The organism is Spiroplasma phoeniceum P40 (assembly GCF_003339775.1).
Taxonomy (GTDB): domain Bacteria; phylum Bacillota_I; class Bacilli_A; order Mycoplasmatales; family Mycoplasmataceae; genus Spiroplasma; species Spiroplasma phoeniceum.
Window position 1 is genome coordinate 709,298 of the sequence record NZ_CP031088.1, and the last position, 16,849, is coordinate 726,146.

At 26.3% G+C, this 16,849-nt stretch carries 15 protein-coding genes and 2 pseudogenes; 9 read left to right on the top strand and 8 right to left on the bottom strand.

From position 1 onward, the window contains the following. Window positions 1-84: 84 nt before the first annotated feature. The 6 genes and pseudogenes from SDAV_RS04505 to SDAV_RS04530 all read left to right on the top strand — a co-directional run bounded on the left by SDAV_RS04505 (window position 85) and on the right by SDAV_RS04530 (window position 4,424). The gene (locus SDAV_RS04505; RefSeq protein WP_114564286.1) at window positions 85-288 is read left to right on the top strand and encodes a DUF2649 domain-containing protein; all 204 of its coding nucleotides are present in this window, start codon (window positions 85-87) and stop codon (window positions 286-288) included. Beyond that, complete coding sequence (locus SDAV_RS04510; RefSeq protein ID WP_114564722.1) at window positions 288-1,301, top strand: hypothetical protein; 1,014 nt, start codon at window positions 288-290, stop codon at window positions 1,299-1,301. Before SDAV_RS04505 ends, SDAV_RS04510 begins: the two co-directional genes overlap by 1 nt. Next, window positions 1,294-1,740 carry a hypothetical protein gene (locus SDAV_RS04515; RefSeq protein ID WP_114564723.1) on the top strand — a complete coding sequence of 149 codons (447 nt, stop codon included), beginning with the start codon at window positions 1,294-1,296 and terminating at the stop codon, window positions 1,738-1,740. Before SDAV_RS04510 ends, SDAV_RS04515 begins: the two co-directional genes overlap by 8 nt. A 15-nt stretch (window positions 1,741-1,755) precedes the next feature. Next, the gene (locus tag SDAV_RS04520; RefSeq protein WP_015967964.1) at window positions 1,756-1,992 is read left to right on the top strand and encodes a hypothetical protein; all 237 of its coding nucleotides are present in this window, start codon (window positions 1,756-1,758) and stop codon (window positions 1,990-1,992) included. 11 nt (window positions 1,993-2,003) lie between these two features. Continuing rightward, a complete protein-coding gene (locus SDAV_RS04525) occupies window positions 2,004-2,249 on the top strand; it encodes a hypothetical protein (RefSeq protein ID WP_222611595.1) in 246 nt (81 codons plus the stop codon). Further along, window positions 2,249-4,424: pseudogene (locus tag SDAV_RS04530) on the top strand (spiroplasma phage ORF1-like family protein). The gene SDAV_RS04525 and the pseudogene SDAV_RS04530 overlap by 1 nt, the downstream one beginning before the upstream one ends. 11 nt (window positions 4,425-4,435) lie before the next feature. Here the strand turns inward: SDAV_RS04530 and SDAV_RS12600 are convergent. Continuing rightward, window positions 4,436-4,894 carry a lipoprotein gene (locus SDAV_RS12600; protein ID WP_222611596.1) on the bottom strand — a complete coding sequence of 153 codons (459 nt, stop codon included), beginning with the start codon at window positions 4,892-4,894 and terminating at the stop codon, window positions 4,436-4,438. Between the two features lie 116 nt (window positions 4,895-5,010). Between SDAV_RS12600 and SDAV_RS04540 the strand changes: the two genes are divergently transcribed. Both SDAV_RS04540 and SDAV_RS14705 read left to right on the top strand, forming a co-directional pair. Beyond that, complete coding sequence (locus tag SDAV_RS04540; protein WP_114564724.1) at window positions 5,011-6,099, top strand: DDE-type integrase/transposase/recombinase; 1,089 nt, start codon at window positions 5,011-5,013, stop codon at window positions 6,097-6,099. 420 nt (window positions 6,100-6,519) lie between these two features. After that, a pseudogene (locus tag SDAV_RS14705) lies at window positions 6,520-7,392 on the top strand (IS30 family transposase). 162 nt (window positions 7,393-7,554) lie between these two features. Here the strand turns inward: SDAV_RS14705 and SDAV_RS04560 are convergent. Further along, the gene (locus SDAV_RS04560; protein WP_114564728.1) at window positions 7,555-7,728 is read right to left on the bottom strand and encodes a hypothetical protein; all 174 of its coding nucleotides are present in this window, start codon (window positions 7,726-7,728) and stop codon (window positions 7,555-7,557) included. Between the two features lie 324 nt (window positions 7,729-8,052). Between SDAV_RS04560 and SDAV_RS04565 the strand changes: the two genes are divergently transcribed. Next, window positions 8,053-8,409 (top strand): rhodanese-like domain-containing protein, encoded by a 357-nt coding sequence (locus SDAV_RS04565; RefSeq protein WP_114564729.1) that lies wholly within the window; start codon window positions 8,053-8,055, stop codon window positions 8,407-8,409. Here the strand turns inward: SDAV_RS04565 and SDAV_RS04570 are convergent. The 6 genes from SDAV_RS04570 to SDAV_RS04595 all read right to left on the bottom strand — a co-directional run bounded on the left by SDAV_RS04570 (window position 8,399) and on the right by SDAV_RS04595 (window position 16,835). Further along, entirely contained in the window at window positions 8,399-9,817 is a 1,419-nt protein-coding gene (locus SDAV_RS04570) for an APC family permease (protein ID WP_114564730.1), read from the bottom strand. The two genes, SDAV_RS04565 and SDAV_RS04570, sit on opposite strands and share 11 nt — an antisense overlap. A 64-nt stretch (window positions 9,818-9,881) precedes the next feature. Continuing rightward, window positions 9,882-10,817: a DNA-binding protein WhiA gene (gene whiA / locus SDAV_RS04575; protein ID WP_114564731.1), complete on the bottom strand. Its 936-nt coding sequence runs from the start codon at window positions 10,815-10,817 to the stop codon at window positions 9,882-9,884. 64 nt (window positions 10,818-10,881) lie between these two features. Then, a complete protein-coding gene (secA, locus tag SDAV_RS04580) occupies window positions 10,882-13,272 on the bottom strand; it encodes a preprotein translocase subunit SecA (protein ID WP_114564732.1) in 2,391 nt (796 codons plus the stop codon). A gap of 130 nt (window positions 13,273-13,402) precedes the next feature. Then, a complete protein-coding gene (locus SDAV_RS04585) occupies window positions 13,403-14,641 on the bottom strand; it encodes a phosphoglycerate kinase (protein WP_114564733.1) in 1,239 nt (412 codons plus the stop codon). Between the two features lie 63 nt (window positions 14,642-14,704). Then, window positions 14,705-15,646 (bottom strand): thioredoxin-disulfide reductase, encoded by a 942-nt coding sequence (trxB, locus tag SDAV_RS04590; RefSeq protein WP_114564734.1) that lies wholly within the window; start codon window positions 15,644-15,646, stop codon window positions 14,705-14,707. Further along, the gene (locus tag SDAV_RS04595) at window positions 15,630-16,835 is read right to left on the bottom strand and encodes a prolipoprotein diacylglyceryl transferase (protein ID WP_114564735.1); all 1,206 of its coding nucleotides are present in this window, start codon (window positions 16,833-16,835) and stop codon (window positions 15,630-15,632) included. The genes trxB and SDAV_RS04595 overlap by 17 nt, the downstream gene beginning before the upstream one ends. Between the last annotated feature and the right edge of the window lie 14 nt (window positions 16,836-16,849).

Genomic DNA, 16,849 nt, shown 5'->3' on the forward strand with positions numbered 1-16,849 from the left:
ATATGTTATATCGTTTGTGTTATTTATTGTTTTGTTTTTTGGAATGTTTTTTAAACTTATTCAAAAAATGTGGAGTTTTTAAAAATGCAAAATGATTGACAAGAATTCAAAGAGTTTTTTATTTATATCTTTTTGTTTATAGATAAGGCGAATGTTGAAAGTATTACAATGTGGAATTTAACACAAAATGAATATTTAACTTTGATGGTTGGTGTTTGAATTGTGATTTTATTTTTAACTTGGTTTTTCTTGTGAATGGTTTTTAAAATAGTTGGGTATTTTAAATAATGAAAAAATTTATATTTTTCTTTAAAAACTATTGTTATATTAGTGGTTCAATGCTTTTGTTTAGTTTAATTGATTTATTACTTTGGATAATTTCTTTGTATTGTGTTGGTTTAGTATTTTGAATATTATTTGCTTTGCAATGTGTATATTTTGTGTGATGATTGTGAAAAAATATTTTTTATCAGTTAAATTCTTTTCGGTTAGTAAATTTTGTTTGAGATAATCCGTTATCGGTAATTATTGGTAAGTTAGGAACTGGTAAAACATTACTTTTAACTTATTTGTCGCAAACTATGAAATTATTGACAGATGAAATTTATAGTAATTATCCGTTAGAAGATGATAAAGTTAAAGTTTTAACATTTAAAAATTTAGATTTTACAGATCGGACAAAACCAGTTCCGCCCGATGATAGTGTTATTTTATTTGATGAAAGTTATTTATATATTGATGGAACTAGTCCTCACGATGAGAAAAAAGTTCATAGTGGTAAAATACCGTGAATTGTTTTAGCGAGACATTTTGGACATCGTGCGTTGTTTACTGCTCAGCGTGAGGGTATGATTTGAAATAATATTCGCCAGTTAGCAAGTGGGATTATTATTCCAATTTCATTGAAAAAACCCGTTGCTAAAAAAGGATTTAATTTTTTTAATCGTTTCTTTATTATGCGAATTGGAATTTTTCAAGATATAACGGATTATGAAATTTGAAAAACAAAATCAGTAGAACGAACAGCAGAAGGTAAACGAGTAAAACATAAGTCGGATGTTGGGTTAAGAATTCGGTTTTTTAAAATAATAATTCCACTTAAATTCGCTAATAAGTATGATAGTCAATGGTTAAAGTTTGTGCGTGATTTAAAAAATGATGAAATTGTTAATAAAAAAGAATATTATTGGTCAGAAATCACAAAATTAAGCGTTAAAGAACGATTGGAGTTATTTGATATTGATATTTTGAAAAAGAATTTAAAACCTAAAAAAGAGAAAGGAAATGGTAAAGATGATTAATTTATTAGTTGTTGAAAATAATAATAGTAATTGAGACAAGATTTTTAGTTTTGTTTTTGATATATTTTTGTTTATTTTTGATGTAATTTGAAATACAAAATTCCCGATGACAAATACATCGATTGCTTATTTTTTAGTCTTTTTTATGGTTATTAAGTTATCTATTTATGCAATTCACGGGACATCAACACAATATAATAATTTAGGTTCAACAGTTAATAATGGTGTTTCGCAAGTATATTCGTCAACTGTTCGTGGTGTTTCTGATATTAAACAAGGTATGCAAAAACATATTAAAGAGCGTAAACAATTTAAAATTAATAGTAATAAAATTAAAATTAATAGTAATAAACAACAGTTATCAAGTTTAGCAAAACAAGCAAAAATAAGAGAACAAGGTTTTAAAAGAGTACACACAACGCGAAGAATAAAAAAATAAGTTGGAGGTTTATATATGATTAAATTAGTTTTATTGGTGGCGGCAATCGCGATATTTGGAACTGGTTTTATTACTGTTATTATTAATCAATTTACATCAGCAAAAAATATTATTATGGATTTATATAATTCTGATACTTGGTTGATTTGATTATTTGGTAGAATGGCAGTTTTGTTTAGTCACCCGTTAATGTTAACGATATCAAGTTTATATATTGTTGGGTTTATTGTTTCAAAAACATTGTATAGTTAGGAGTTAAGTTTATGAAAATTAAAATTTTAAAGTTTTTAAAAGAAAAATTATGAGAAATATTAGTATATATTTTAGTTGTTGGTTTTGGTTTTTCTTTATTTATTGGGTCAATTTACGATAAATGAGATAGATTAATTAATGAATTTGGCATTTTATTTTGATATATGTTATTTGCAAATTTGTTTTTTTGATTTGAATTAGTTTGATGTATTTTATTTATAATTAATTTTAAAAATAAGAAAGGTGGTAAAGAATAATGCGTAAGTTATCATCTTTATTTGCCATATTTATTTTAAGTTTTTTGGGTTTGGTTATTTCATTTATTACTTTAACGGCGTTTAGACCCTTAAATGAGGAGCATTATATGCTTAAACAAGAGAATAGTACTGATTAAAGGTATTAATGAAACTGATTTTATTAATACAATGTTTTTACGCAGTAGTTTTTTTGAAAATTGGTCGGAAACAAATTATTTTATTAATCCAACTTTAAAAACATCAAAAAAATTATCTTTTAATGATAAATGGTATTTGGATTTTTTACAAGATAGTTATTCAACGGGAGTTGTTTATGATAAACCTAATGAAGTATTTTTAAATTATTATCGACAATGACATAGTTTAAAAAATAAGTATATGGTTGATAAATTTTATGATGTTAAAAAAGAGAATTTTTTGAATGATTTAACTGATTTTATTTATGCTTTTGCCGTTAAATATAAGATGTTTAATGTATCGAAAGAAATTGTGGAAAATGTTGACCGTTATAAATTAGTTCATTATCCAAGAGTTAGGTTAAACCAAGATAATTGAAAATTAATTGATTATCCTACATCTAAAAATAAAGTTCATGATTTATTTAAAAATCCAGATAATAAATGATATATTGTAATAGTTTCATCAAATGGTGAAAAAGTTATAAGAAAATTTAAATTTACAACAAATACTAAATTAGTAAATAATGGAGTTTATAAAGGATTACCAACTGAATTAGTTGGATATTATAGATATATTTATTGTTGAGATGGCGTTGGTGAACCCAAAACACCAGAAATAACTAGTGGTGGTGAAATTACTGACTGAAATAGTTATCAACAAACTCGCGTAAAAGAATTTATTGATTTATCTTTATATTCTGTTTTGCAAGAAAATATTAGAGTTCAGCAAGGTGGTAGTGCGGATTATGAAAATTCGAATAAGGTTGGTACAAAGCGGATAATTTTTGATTTTGAGACGGTTGATGAATTGGATGTTAAAAATATTAAAAAAGCAATTTATCGGATGATTTTGACTGTTGATGAAGCAAATTTAATTATTTCTGGTAGTTTAGAGTTAAATAATATTAATAATGATGATTTAAGTTTTAATTTTAGTTTTATGCGAACGGGAATGGGTGAAGTTTTTAATTTTAATGGTTCAATTTATTCATCATTAAATAGTAAAGATTTAAAGTATTATCAACAGTTTAGCGGTCAGTTTGATTTATCTAAGTTTTTACAGTCGTTTTTTGCAAGTGCATTGGTGCCAGTGTTTCAAAATCGTAGTTCTTTTATTGAAAATGGATATATTGATAATTTACAATATGATACTGTTTTAGTTAACTTTTTTGCGTTGAAATTACAAAATTTTAATAATATTTTGTTGAGTGAAAATATTAACGATAAATTACAATTTGATAAATTATTAAATAGTATGTTTAAGATTTCACAGAAATTTTATACTAATTATTTACGTACGATTTTTGATTTAGAAAATAATACTTATGTTCAAGGTTATAATAAAAAATATGGTTTGTTAGTAAATAATGGTTTTAAAATTTACCCACGATATTTTTATTTTTCTGATAAATATAAGCAATTAGATATTAAATTATATTCAGCATTTAAAAATCGGTTTTATACGATTAATAATTATGGTAGTGTTTTTAATTATGATTTTTCGGTTGCTAATAATTATAATATTAACTCAAATTCGGTTTATGTTTTTGAAGATGCTTTAAAAGATAAATATGGTTTAAAGTATAAAAAAATTGAAGAACAAAAAATCGGTTATAATGTTTTTGAATTGCAAGCACAAAAAGAGAATGATATGTACCGATATTATGATTTTAATTTTGGGATTTATAACTGACAAGAGATTAATAATGGTGGGTTGTTCCCCGATAAACAATGATGACAAGTGCAATATGTAACGCCAGAGGGTTGATGAGATTTTGGTGCTCATATTAAAAATGCGGTGATTTGAATTGTCAATACTATTCCCGGTGTTAAACAAGTTAACGAGTTAGCGAGTGGTGTTGGTAAGGTTTTTGAAACAGTATATAGTTTTTTTAGTCAAATATTTGAGGTATGAAAATTTAATCCAGCATTGTATAGTACAATAACAAATATTTTTTTATTAATTATTTTTATGAAATTTGTGCGATTAATATAAAAAAGGAACTGTTATTCAGTTCCTTTTTGTTCTTTTCAGTCAGTAATTTCACCAGTATTTTTGTCGATAGTTGGTATTTGTGGCTCACCAACGCCATCTCAACAATAAATATATCTATAATATCCAACTAATTCAGTTGGTAATCCTTTATAAACTCCATTATTTACTAATTTAGTATTTGTTGTAAATTTAAATTTTCTTATAACTTTTTCACCATTTGATGAAACTATTACAATATATCATTTATTATCTGGATTTTTAAATAAATCATGAACTTTATTTTTAGATGTAGGATAATCAATTAATTTTCAATTACTACCTTCTGGTGGTTGTTGTGAATTATATTGTGGTTCTGGTTTATTATCCCCTCCACCGTTTTCATTATTATTTTCTTTTTTACAACTGATTAGTGTTGTTGTGCTTGTTGCGGTTAATCCGATTGCTCCTATTATGCTAAGTCATTTTTTCATATAGATTGCTCCTTTTTATTGTTTTATATATAATTGATTTTATCACATATCAATTATATATCAATTATTCGTATTAAATATTAATTTTATATATTTTTGATGGTAGGTGTAAATTAATGAAATATATTATTAATAATTTTAATTTGTTTGATTTACAAGCAAAATTAAAGAATTTTTTAAGTAAAAATTATAAAAATAAATATTATAAAAGAATAAAACAAAAAATATTTTCATATATTAATTTGTGTAATGATTATTATAATGGTAATTTTTTGTTGAAAGATTTAATTAAAAAATATTTTAAAAATAAGTTTTTAACTTTTTATTATTGAGCGAATAAAATTTTAATTGCATATAAAAATAATGATTTTACTGAATTATTATTAAAGTCAACAATTCCTAATAATATTAATTATCAATATAGTGATGATATTCGCAAAATTATTTTTGATTTATATTTTGAATATTGTAATAAACATGCTGGTGGTGTTTTATCTTTGTTTTATAATTTAAAAAAAGGAATTCATGGAAAAGAATTAAAAAATAAAGCACCAAAAAATTTAAAAACATTTTTTCGTTGACTTAAAAAAGATGAAAGATGATTAAAAATAAAAAATATAATTAAAGAAATTAAAAAACAACATCTAAGATATGAAGTTAAAGAAATAGGTTTGTTACAGATGGACGCTAAATATTTTGTACCAAGTAAATTTCCAGTTGATAAAAAGTATTATGTTTATGATTTTATTGATGAAAAAACAAGATTAGCATTAGGATATGTTTATGATAAATTAAGTACTGATAATGCTATTGATGCTGTTAAAAAAGCAATTAGTGATTTTAAAAATATATTTGGTATTATAATAACACGGATTAGAACTGATAACGGTTCTGAATTTATTAATAATTATCGTAATAATCAAAAAATTAGTGTTAAAAAGACTAATTTTACTCAATTTTTAACAGATAAAAATATTTTGCATCAAACAACACCAGTTCGCTCTCCACAGTCAAACGGTAAGATTGAAAGATTTCATCAAAATTATACTAAATTATTTGTATTTGAAGAAAAAATATTAAATGCAGTTAGTTTACAGAATAAATTAAATGATTATTATTATTTTTATAATTTTGAAAGAGTACATAAGTCTTTAAATTTTCAGACACCATTTAATTTTTTGAATAGTTTAAGTTTAATTAAATAATTTTAAATTATTAAGTTTTTGTGTTTAAACTAAATAAGTTTATTATATTTTAATTAATTAATAATATGTAAATTAACTCATAAAATATGTTATTAAAATAATAAAATATGTATTTATTAATTAAAATTTAATAAATTATTTTTTATTGTGTTTAATTTTATATTTTTTATTTATTTATTTTATAATATTTTTTTATTATAAATAAATATTTTTATTATTTTTGTTATTTTCTTGTAATCTTTAAAATGTGTGTGGTATACTACAAGTCTTTATTTTTAGTAATTTTTAAACAAGAGATTTAAGGTTGTATAATTCTATTTGTATTAAATTACATCACTATCCTAACATCATTTAATAAAATGTCAACAAAATTTTAAATTTTATGATAAAAATATTTTCAGAAGGGGTTGGTTAAATCTTATGAACAAGAAAAAATATAAACATTTTAGTATTGATGAAAGATATAAGTTAAAAGAATATTTAATATCAGAAACATTTAAAAAGAAAAATGCTACACCTAATTATTCTAAAATAGGAAAAGTAATGAATAAAAGTCCTAATACAATTATATTAGAGGCTGAAAGACTTAAAAAAGAATATGATCCTGAAAAAGCAAATGATTATTAAAAAAAATATAATGAAAAGTTTCCATTTTCACATGTGACACTTTATAAATATATTGAATATAAAGTTTTTGATGATGAAAATACTGAAATTAAGAAAAAATTACCATTTAAAGGAAAAAAGTTTAAAACAAAAAAGAGAAAAGATGATCATGGTCAATTAACTAATATTAGATTTATTGATGAAGCAGAACATGAAAAGGGAACTTTTAGTTGATTTCAAATGGATTGTATTGTTGGAAAAGAACATCAATCTGCTTGTTTAACTTTTACAGAAGAAAAAAGTTTATACACGATTTGTTTTAAATTAAATCAACATAATTCAGAAGAGGTTAATAAAGCTCTTAAAAGTATTATTAGAAATAAACTTTATAAGATAAATATAAAAGGAATTATTACAGATCAAGTTAAAGAATTTAGTAAATGAAAATAGATGGAGAAAATTACTAATGCTAATGTTTATTTTTGTGATTCTGGAACTCCGACACAAAAAGCAAAAGTTGAAAGAATAAATAGAGATATTAGAGAATATTTACCTAAAGGAACTGATTTTAATACTGTTACTCAAAAAGAAATTAATAAAGTTATGAAAATTATTAATGAAAAGCCGCGACCGAGTTTAGATTGATTATCCTCCAAAGAGGTATTTTTACAAAATATTAATATTTAATTTTTTTAAATATAAATTATATATTTGTAGCAAACTTTTCTTTTTGTCGTGCTTAATATTAACTTATATTTAAAAAAATAATTTTTTTTTGAAAAAATATTGCATTTTAAAATAAAAGATATAATATCATATTAACAAGGTTGGAATTACCTACTTGCATCTTTACAATAAAAATACATACCTAACATTATTTTTTATCCTTCTTTCTTTCAATTTCTTTTTTTCTTTTTTATTTCCTCGAATTTGTTTAATTTTTTGATAAATTGATAAACCAATTCAAGCAAAAATCCCTAATATAATAACAACACTAAATATTGTCGTTAATCAAGTTGGCATAATATATCTCATTTCAAAATTTTTAAATATCGCGTCACGCTCTGCGTGTTCGCTACGCTCAAAATAAACATTATTGAATAAATTACCGCTAATAAATTACGCGGGTAATTTATTCATTTTCTTTTACATTATTAATTAGTATCTTATTTACAGTATTAATAACATTATCTTTATCATACTTAATTACTAAGGACCACAAAATAAAATAATGTTTTCTTTCCATTAAAAAATCAACTCCTTTATGAGTTGATTTGTTGCACTTCGATTACAAAATGCAAAATATTAACTTTCTTAATGTTATAATGTTTTCATAGAGGTGAAAAGATGTTTTTATCAGCATTTGAAATGAAATACAATACTAAATCAATTAAAAGACTACCAAAAATTAATAATTCAGATAAATGGTTAATTATTGATATTCGTCCAAAAGAAGAATGAATTGAAAGTCATATTATTAATAGTATTAATATTCCTCATAATCTTTTTCGTTTAATTTATTCGAAAAAAGTAACTAAAAATAAAAAAATTCTTTTTGTTTCAAGTGCTGGCCATTCTCATTTAGATTTATACCGTTTATTAAAAAAACATAATTTTAAAGTTTATATTCTTCTTGGTGGATGAAAAAAAGTTCATCAAACTGATGAACTTGACAAAATTCTTACTTATAATCCTATTGATTAACATTATTAATCAATGGGGTTTTTATTTTTACTTCACCAGCAGGTGGTGTTGCTTTATGCCATAATAATAATTCATTAATACCTCATATTACTAATGTTCCCCCAATAATAATTAATAAACTATATAAAGTTTTATGATTACTAATATAAGCAAAGAAATTATACATAATATAACCTATTGAACCTATTAGCAAGAAAAGAGAAAAACCAGCACAATAATACATTCCTTTTACTTTTGCTACTTCTACTCGCTTTGTATAACGATTAACATAAACAGCAATAATTAAACTAATATAACATAGAAAAGCAGTAAAACTAACGGCATTAGAAGAAAGATCTAATAAATACATTGGATCACCTATAACGCCAAGACTAAGTCCCATTAATATTAAATTGAAACAAACAGTAATTGCCATTTGAATCAAACCAATTTGTTGATAACTTAATTCTTTCTTTCCAATATAAACAAGATTTTCTTCTTGCACTGTATGTCCAAATGAAGGAGCTACAAAGGTTAAACCATTAATACTCATTAATGCTGTTAACATAATAAATCACATTAAGACTTTTGCAATTGGTCCACCAAGGAGATTTTTAAATAAAGTAAAAACACTACCATCATTTGTTCCTAAAAACAAAGAAATAACTTCTAAAATATAAAAAATAGTAATAAATAACATTGCAGCAAATAATGCTTTTGGAACAACATTTTTGTTAGAAACTTCTTTTTGTAATCCTGCAGCATAAATAAAACCATCAAATGAAAATAATACTGGTAAAATCCCCATAAAGAAGTTACCAAACTTTAATTCTCTATATTTATCAAAAACATTATTTTCAATTGGAGCAACAAAGCCTATAACTAGACTAACTAGTAAAGGAATAAATTTAATAAATGTTCCAATTGTTTGAACTCATTTACCAACATTTCGGAAAAAAATATTTATTAAGTAAAATAAAATTAAAATAACAAGGCCAATAGCAATCGCAATTATATGTTGTGTTTCCTTACTAATGCTTTGCACTTCTAGTGCATCAAACATTGCATTAATACTAAAAATTGGTAAAAGACCCAATAAAATTGGGAAATAAAAAAAGATATAAAATAATGCTATTAAACTACCAACTTGCCGACCAATTAAAATATTAGCCCATGATGGTAATGTCCCATGTCCACTTTTAGTTTTTACTGATGTAACTTCAATAAAGACCATAATCATTGCCATTCCTAAAATTCCAACTAAAATCCATAATCCAATTGATAAATAAGGATTTTGAGTAAAATATAAAAGATGTCCTTCTGAAGTATCATTTTTTAAATAAATTCCAATTCCAATTGTAATTCCAACTGCTGTTGAAAAAACAGTTAAAAATTCAAAAAATTTAACGTGCTTTTTAGGCTTTCCCATTAGTTTTTCCTCCATTTTTAATGGCCTATTTTAATAAAAAATAATAAATAAATTATAACATAAATTATTTTATATTTTCATAATATTTTTTCTTAATTTCACGAAATAAGTGGTTTACTCCCGATTTTGAAATTTTAATACTAGTTTCATTTTCTAATAATGCTGACAAATCTTGCAACGATGCATCGGGATAAGCAATTCGTAATAAAGCTACTTTTTTGGTATTTTCATTTAGTTCATCAAACAAATCATGTTCAAGTAAATAATTAATCATTGCAACTTGTTCTTCCCCAGCTTTAATTGCTTTTTGTTGATTTGAAATTTCAATATTATTTAAACGATTAATACTATTAACCATATCCCTTGAAATACGAGTATTTTCAAAAGCAAGGACACTATTAATTGCATCAATTAATTTTAAGAAATCTGAAACTAAAATTGATTTTTTTAAATAACAAACATAACGATCATGACGGACAATTATCTTAAATTGAAAATGAAATTTATGCAATAATTTTTGAAAATATTGTGCTGAAACTTCATCATTAAACTGAACTTCTAAATGATAATTACTTGTTTCTGGTGAATTAACACTACCACAAGCAATAAAAATGCCCGCAATATAAGCACGTTGTTGTCGTTCATTTCATTCTGATGGGATGGCAACAATTTTTTGATTAGTTTCTGCATCAAAAATTTGTAGGTCTTTTAATATTTCAGTAGCTCGTTCTTTAATTCGTAAACTGAAGGTTTTGCTATTTTTTAATTTTGTGCCTTGAACAATAATGATGTCAATTTTAACTTTATATAAATTTTTTAAAAACGTATAAATTGTTCGAATAATTAGATTACTAATTGAGGTTACTTCAAAGTTAAAAAAATGATTACTAATATTTAATGTCATATTATATTTAACAAAACCAGTTAAAAAAGCTTTCTGACACATTTGGTCAAATTCTTTTCTAACAATTTCCTCTTTTACTTCCAACGCAAAGCTCATCTTTATCCCCCATTATAATTTAATAATACAGAAAAACCACTACTTTAGCATAGTGGTTTATTAATTACCCTTTTTGTTTAAATTCTCGAATTTCTTGTTCTGAATCATGAAACGGTTCAGCTTGAATATCACCATCAATTTTGCGAATAACAACATTTGCTAATTTAATTACAACTTCATGTGCAATTGATAATTGCATATGCTCAAATAATTTTGCAGCTTCTTCAACATAAGCGTGTAATGGATTTGTTTGAGCATAACTTCGTAAGTAAATTCCACTTCGTAATTTACTTGCTTGATCAATATGTTTTGTTCAATAATCATCAAACGAAGTAATAATTGCACTTCGTTCAATTTGATTAATAACATCAGCAGGAACATCTTCTGTTCGCGCTAAATAAAATTCATTCATTTTTGTTGCCACATATTTAGCAACTTCTTCTCGCTTCATTTTTTCCATGGCTGCTTTATCTAACACATTAGCTGCAACAACTTTATCACTAATCCCCTTAATTAAGTCATCATAATGAATAAATCATTCCCCATGCGATTCATTACCAAACATTTTGGTTAAATCATAAGCTGCCGAATATTGCATTTTTTTAATAATTGGTTTTAAATCAGTTGCTGTTAAAATTTGATCACGTCGTGCATACATTGCTTCACGATGTTGTGCTAAAACATTATCATAATCTAAAATATGTTTTCGTTGATCAAAATTCATTCCCTCAACTTTTTTTTGTGCATTAGAAATTGCTCTTGTTAACATTCTTGATTGAATAAAATCCGAACCTAACCGAGCAAAAATTCGACGTAGGCGATCCCCACCAAAGCGCATCATTAATTCATCATCCATCGCAACATAAAACCGCGAAAAACCAGGATCTCCTTGTCGTCCTGCTCGCCCTCGTAACTGGTTATCAATTCGACGTGCTTCGTTTCGTTCAACCCCAAAAACAGCTAATCCTCCAATTTCTTTAACACCATCACCTAACTTAATGTCTGTTCCCCGACCAGCCATATTTGTTGCTAAAGTAATAGCTCCTTTTTCACCAGCTTTTGCAATAATGTCTGCTTCACGCTCATGATTTTTCGCATTTAACATTTCAAATTTTAAGTTAGCATTTCGTAAATAATGCGACACAATTTCTGATGAATCAACTGAAGTTGTTCCAATTAAAATTGGTTGTCCCTTTTCATGCAAGGCAATAATTTCTTTCATCATTGCTTGCATTTTTGCATCACGATTTGCAAACATATAATCAGCTTCATCACTACGAATTAATGGGCGATTAGTTGGAACTTGAATTACACGCATATTATAAATTTTAATAAATTCTTCTTCCTCTGTTTTTGCAGTACCAGTCATCCCACTTAATTTATTATATAATCGGAAAAAGTTTTGGTAAGTAATTGTTGCCATTGTCACTGTTTCTTCTTCAATATCAACACGTTCCTTTGCTTGTAATGATTGTTGCAAACCATCACTATAAGCACGTCCCGGCATTAAACGGCCAGTAAACTGATCAATTAAAATAATTTCATTATTTTGAACAACATATTCAACACCATTTTTAAAAACAAAATTAGCTTTTAAAGCATTTAGGATTAAATGGTATAATTCAGTATTTTTAATATCAAATAAAGAATTAATTGAAAAGATTTTTTCTGCTTTAGTAATTCCTTCTGGAGTTAAATAAACTTGTTTTGTTTCTAAATCAATTTCAAGATCATTCTCTCGTGATAATGATTTTGCAAAATGATCAGCTGCTTGATATTGCGGTGTTCGGTTTTGACGTCCCCCCGAAATAATTAATGGCGTTCTTGATTCATCAATTAAAATTGAATCAGCCTCATCAATAATGGCATAATTTAATCCTCGTTGGACTTTCTCGCTGTAAACTTTTACCATATTATCTCGTAAATAATCAAATCCTAATTCAGCATTAGTAGTATAAGTAATATCACAACTATATGCTTCTCTTTTTGCATCTTTAGTAATATCACGAGAATTTAAACCAACTGTTAAACCTAAAAAACTAAAAACTTGACCATTAATTTCTGAATCCCGTCTTGATAAATATTCATTAACAGTAATAACATGAACACCCTTACCAGTTAAACCATTCAAATATGTTGGCATTAAAGCAGTTAAAGTTTTTCCTTCCCCTGTTTTCATTTCAGCCACATCACCTTCATGAAGAACAATGCCCCCAATTAGTTGGACACGATAAGCATGTAATCCTAAAATTCGACGAGCTGCTTCACGGGCAACAGCAAATGCTTCAACTAAAATATCATCTAATGTAGCACCTTCTGCTAACTTCGTTTTAAATTCATTTGTCTTTTCTTTTAATGCATCATCAGACAATGCTCGCATTGTTTCATCTAAAGTCATAATTTTATCTGCTATTTTCCCATGTTTTTTTACAATTTTACGATCGCTAACTGCCATTCATTTATCTCCTCTATTCTATAATAATTATAAATATTCACATTTATTCTATCATAAAAAACAATAGTTGGCATAGTTATTCTATTTTGACAAAAAAACGACATTTTGTTGTTTTTGTTGTTTTATTATATTATTTATTTTGAACAGCTTCAATACCAGGCAGTGGTTTCCCTTCCATATATTCTAAGCTAGCACCACCACCAGTTGAAATATGCGTAAATTTATCTTTATATCCTAATTGAATTGCCGCTGCAGATGAATCGCCTCCTCCGATTAAAGTAAAGGCTCCTTTTAGTTCAGCAATTGCTTCACAAACAGCTTTTGTTCCAATACTATAATTTTTAAATTCAAAAACTCCCATTGGTCCATTTCAAGCAACCGTTTTTGCATCCGCTAATTCTTTTTTAAATAATTCAATTGTTTTGGGACCAATATCTAATCCCATATAACCATCATCAATATCCAAACCTGTTGTAACTTTTGCTGGTACATCATCAAATTCAGGTGCTTCTAATGCATCAATTGGTAAAATAATTTTTCCTTTTCCTTTTGATAAAAAGGTTTTAGCAATTTCAACATTATCAACTTCTAATAATGAATTTCCAATTTTGTGACCTTGAGCAGCAAAAAAAGTATATGCCATTCCACCACCAATTAAAATCTTATCTGCTTTTGTTAATAAATGTTCAATTACCCCAATTTTATCGGAAACTTTTGCGCCACCAATAATAGCAACAAATGGTTTAACTGGATTGTCTACTCCTTGTGACAACATTTTTACTTCTTTTTCCACTAAAAATCCTAAACATGATTCAGCAATATTTTCTGCAATCCCAACATTTGAAGCATGAGCACGATGCGCAGTTCCAAATGCATCATTAACAAAAACATCACCTAAACTTGCTCAATATTTCCCTAAAGCAGAATCATTTTTGCTTTCTCGTTTTGCAGTTGCTTTACCATCACTATCAACACTAATTTGACCATTACTATTAATAATATCAGCAAAGCGTGTATTTTGAAATAAAATTACATCTTGATTATGCATTTCATCAATAGCTTCTTCCAATTGTTTTCCTTCAAAATCATTAATAAACTTAACTGGTTTTCCTAATTTTTGTTCTAATACCTTTGCCACTGGCGCCATATCACGTTTTTCTAAATCATCAGCTGTTTTAACTTTCCCTAAATGAGAAAATAAAATTACTTTTGCTTCTTGTGCTAACAAATATTTAATTGTGGGTAAAGCTGCAGTAATCCGATTATCATCAGTAACTTGCCCTTCCTTCATTGGCACATTAAAATCAACACGGACTAAAACTTTTTTTCCTTTAACTTGAACATCTTTTAATTCTTTTTTGTTTGTCATAAATCCTTCTCACTTTCTTTTTCATCTTTATCCAATATATATCTTACCGCAAAAAACACCTTTTTAATGACAACTATTAAGGTATTCTAAGGCAAATTGCGCTGCTTTTGCTCCATCACTAATCGCAGTTGCAATTTGTCGTAATGTTGTATTTGTCACATCACCAGCCGCATATAATCCTGGCAATGCTGTTAAACATTTATTATTAACAATAAAATAGCCTTCTTTATTTAAAACTCCTAAGTTTTTTGCAAAATCACTAATTGGAATCGCCCCAATATATGGGAAAATAGCACTAACTGGTAAATTATCAATTTTACCTGTTTTCACATTTTTAATAACAACTGTTATCACCCGTTTTTCGGTCACATCCTTAATTTCAGTTACTATTGTATCAACAATAAAATTAATTTTAGGATGTGCTTTTACTTTATTCACAATATTATTATCAGCACGAAATTCATCACGACGATGAATTAGATAAACTTTATTAACAAAGCGCGATAAATAAAGAGCTTCTTCAAGAGCAGCATAGCCTCCCCCAACAACAACTACATCTTTTTCTTTATATAAAGTGCCATCACAAACTGCACAATATGAAACTCCATGTCCTTCTAATTCTAATTCACCAGGCACTCCTAATTTACGTTCAACTGTTCCGGTTGCAACAATAACTGCTTTTGCTAATAAGATTTTTTTTGAAAATAACTCTAATTTAAACAAATTATCTTGTCTTATAATATTTGTAACACGATCAGCAATATATGGGATTTTTAATTTTTGGGTTTGTTTAAACATTTTCATGGCTAATTCATAGCCTTGAATATTATCAAAACCAGGATAATTTTCAATTTCACTTGTCTTTGTTACTTTTCCTCCTGGTGCTCCTTTTTCAATCATTGCAATATTTGTCATTGCTCGTGCAGCATAAATTCCTGATGTCATCCCACCAGGACCAGCTCCAATAATTAAAATATCATATATTTCATTAGTATTGTTTTTCATATAATCATCCGCCTTTTCTTCATTTTATAACAGCTATCCATTGGGCAAATAATATTAAAATAATACCAATTACAATCATTAAACTAAGAATAACATAATCCAATGTTCGCATATTTTTTAAAAATAAATCATGATAATCTCGTTGTGTTTCTAAAATAATCCGAATGAAATTATAACCAGCAATATACACCCCAGTTTTAATTCCACAACGGAAAATTTTTAAACTATGAGGGTTTTCTATTTTTTCTAATTCTCGGACATCAGCTGTAAAAATTTGTTTTAATCGTGCACCACAATATTTCAAATGTGCTTTCATCACTTGTTTTTTTGTCATCTTATGTTTATTTTTAAAATAAACTTTTTTCAAATTTACTTGTTGTGATAAATTATTAACAACTATTGGATCGGGTTTGATATCATAATATCATTTTGCTCAAACACCTTTTCACGATAACTGCATAAAATCGGGTTCTTCTTTTTTAAACCTTAAATAATAACTATAACGAAATATTAATGGTAATGCAATCACAATTAAGAATCATAATAAAATATTAGCCAATGATTCATATAGAAAAATTGGTTGAAAATATTGCACATTATTAAAATCAGTTGGGTCAACACGGTTTCCGTTAATCCCAATTGCCTCTATTGGATGAAAATTATTTGGTACCGGAGTTGGGACATATCATTTAAATAAATTATCACGAATAAAACTTGGCAATCACATTAATTGTTCGCGTGCAATTGGTGCTCCTAATAATTCATGATTAAAAAAATTACCTCATCGCCCAATTGCTTGTGCTAACAAAATATTTGGAACAATTAAATCAGCATATACTCATAACGAAATATTGTGTTTTCGTGATTCAAAACCAAATCAAATTCAGCCGGCAATTAAACCAAAAATTAGCCCCCCATGAATACTCATTCCTGGTTCTCAGAAAGCAAATAATGTAAAAAATAAAATTGGATTTTTAACATCATATTTACCAAAAAAACTAGCCCCTAATAAAGCAATCGGTGTAATCACAAAAATTCCTCAGTAAAATACTTGCGTTGGAATATCACGTTTACGAAAATTAATTCATGATAAAATAATGGTAATTGCAAAACCACAAAAAATTAAAAATCAATAAGGACGAAATCAATTTCCATAAGTATCGTTGGCAATTCATGTTGCTAAATTCACGCTATAAACTCCTT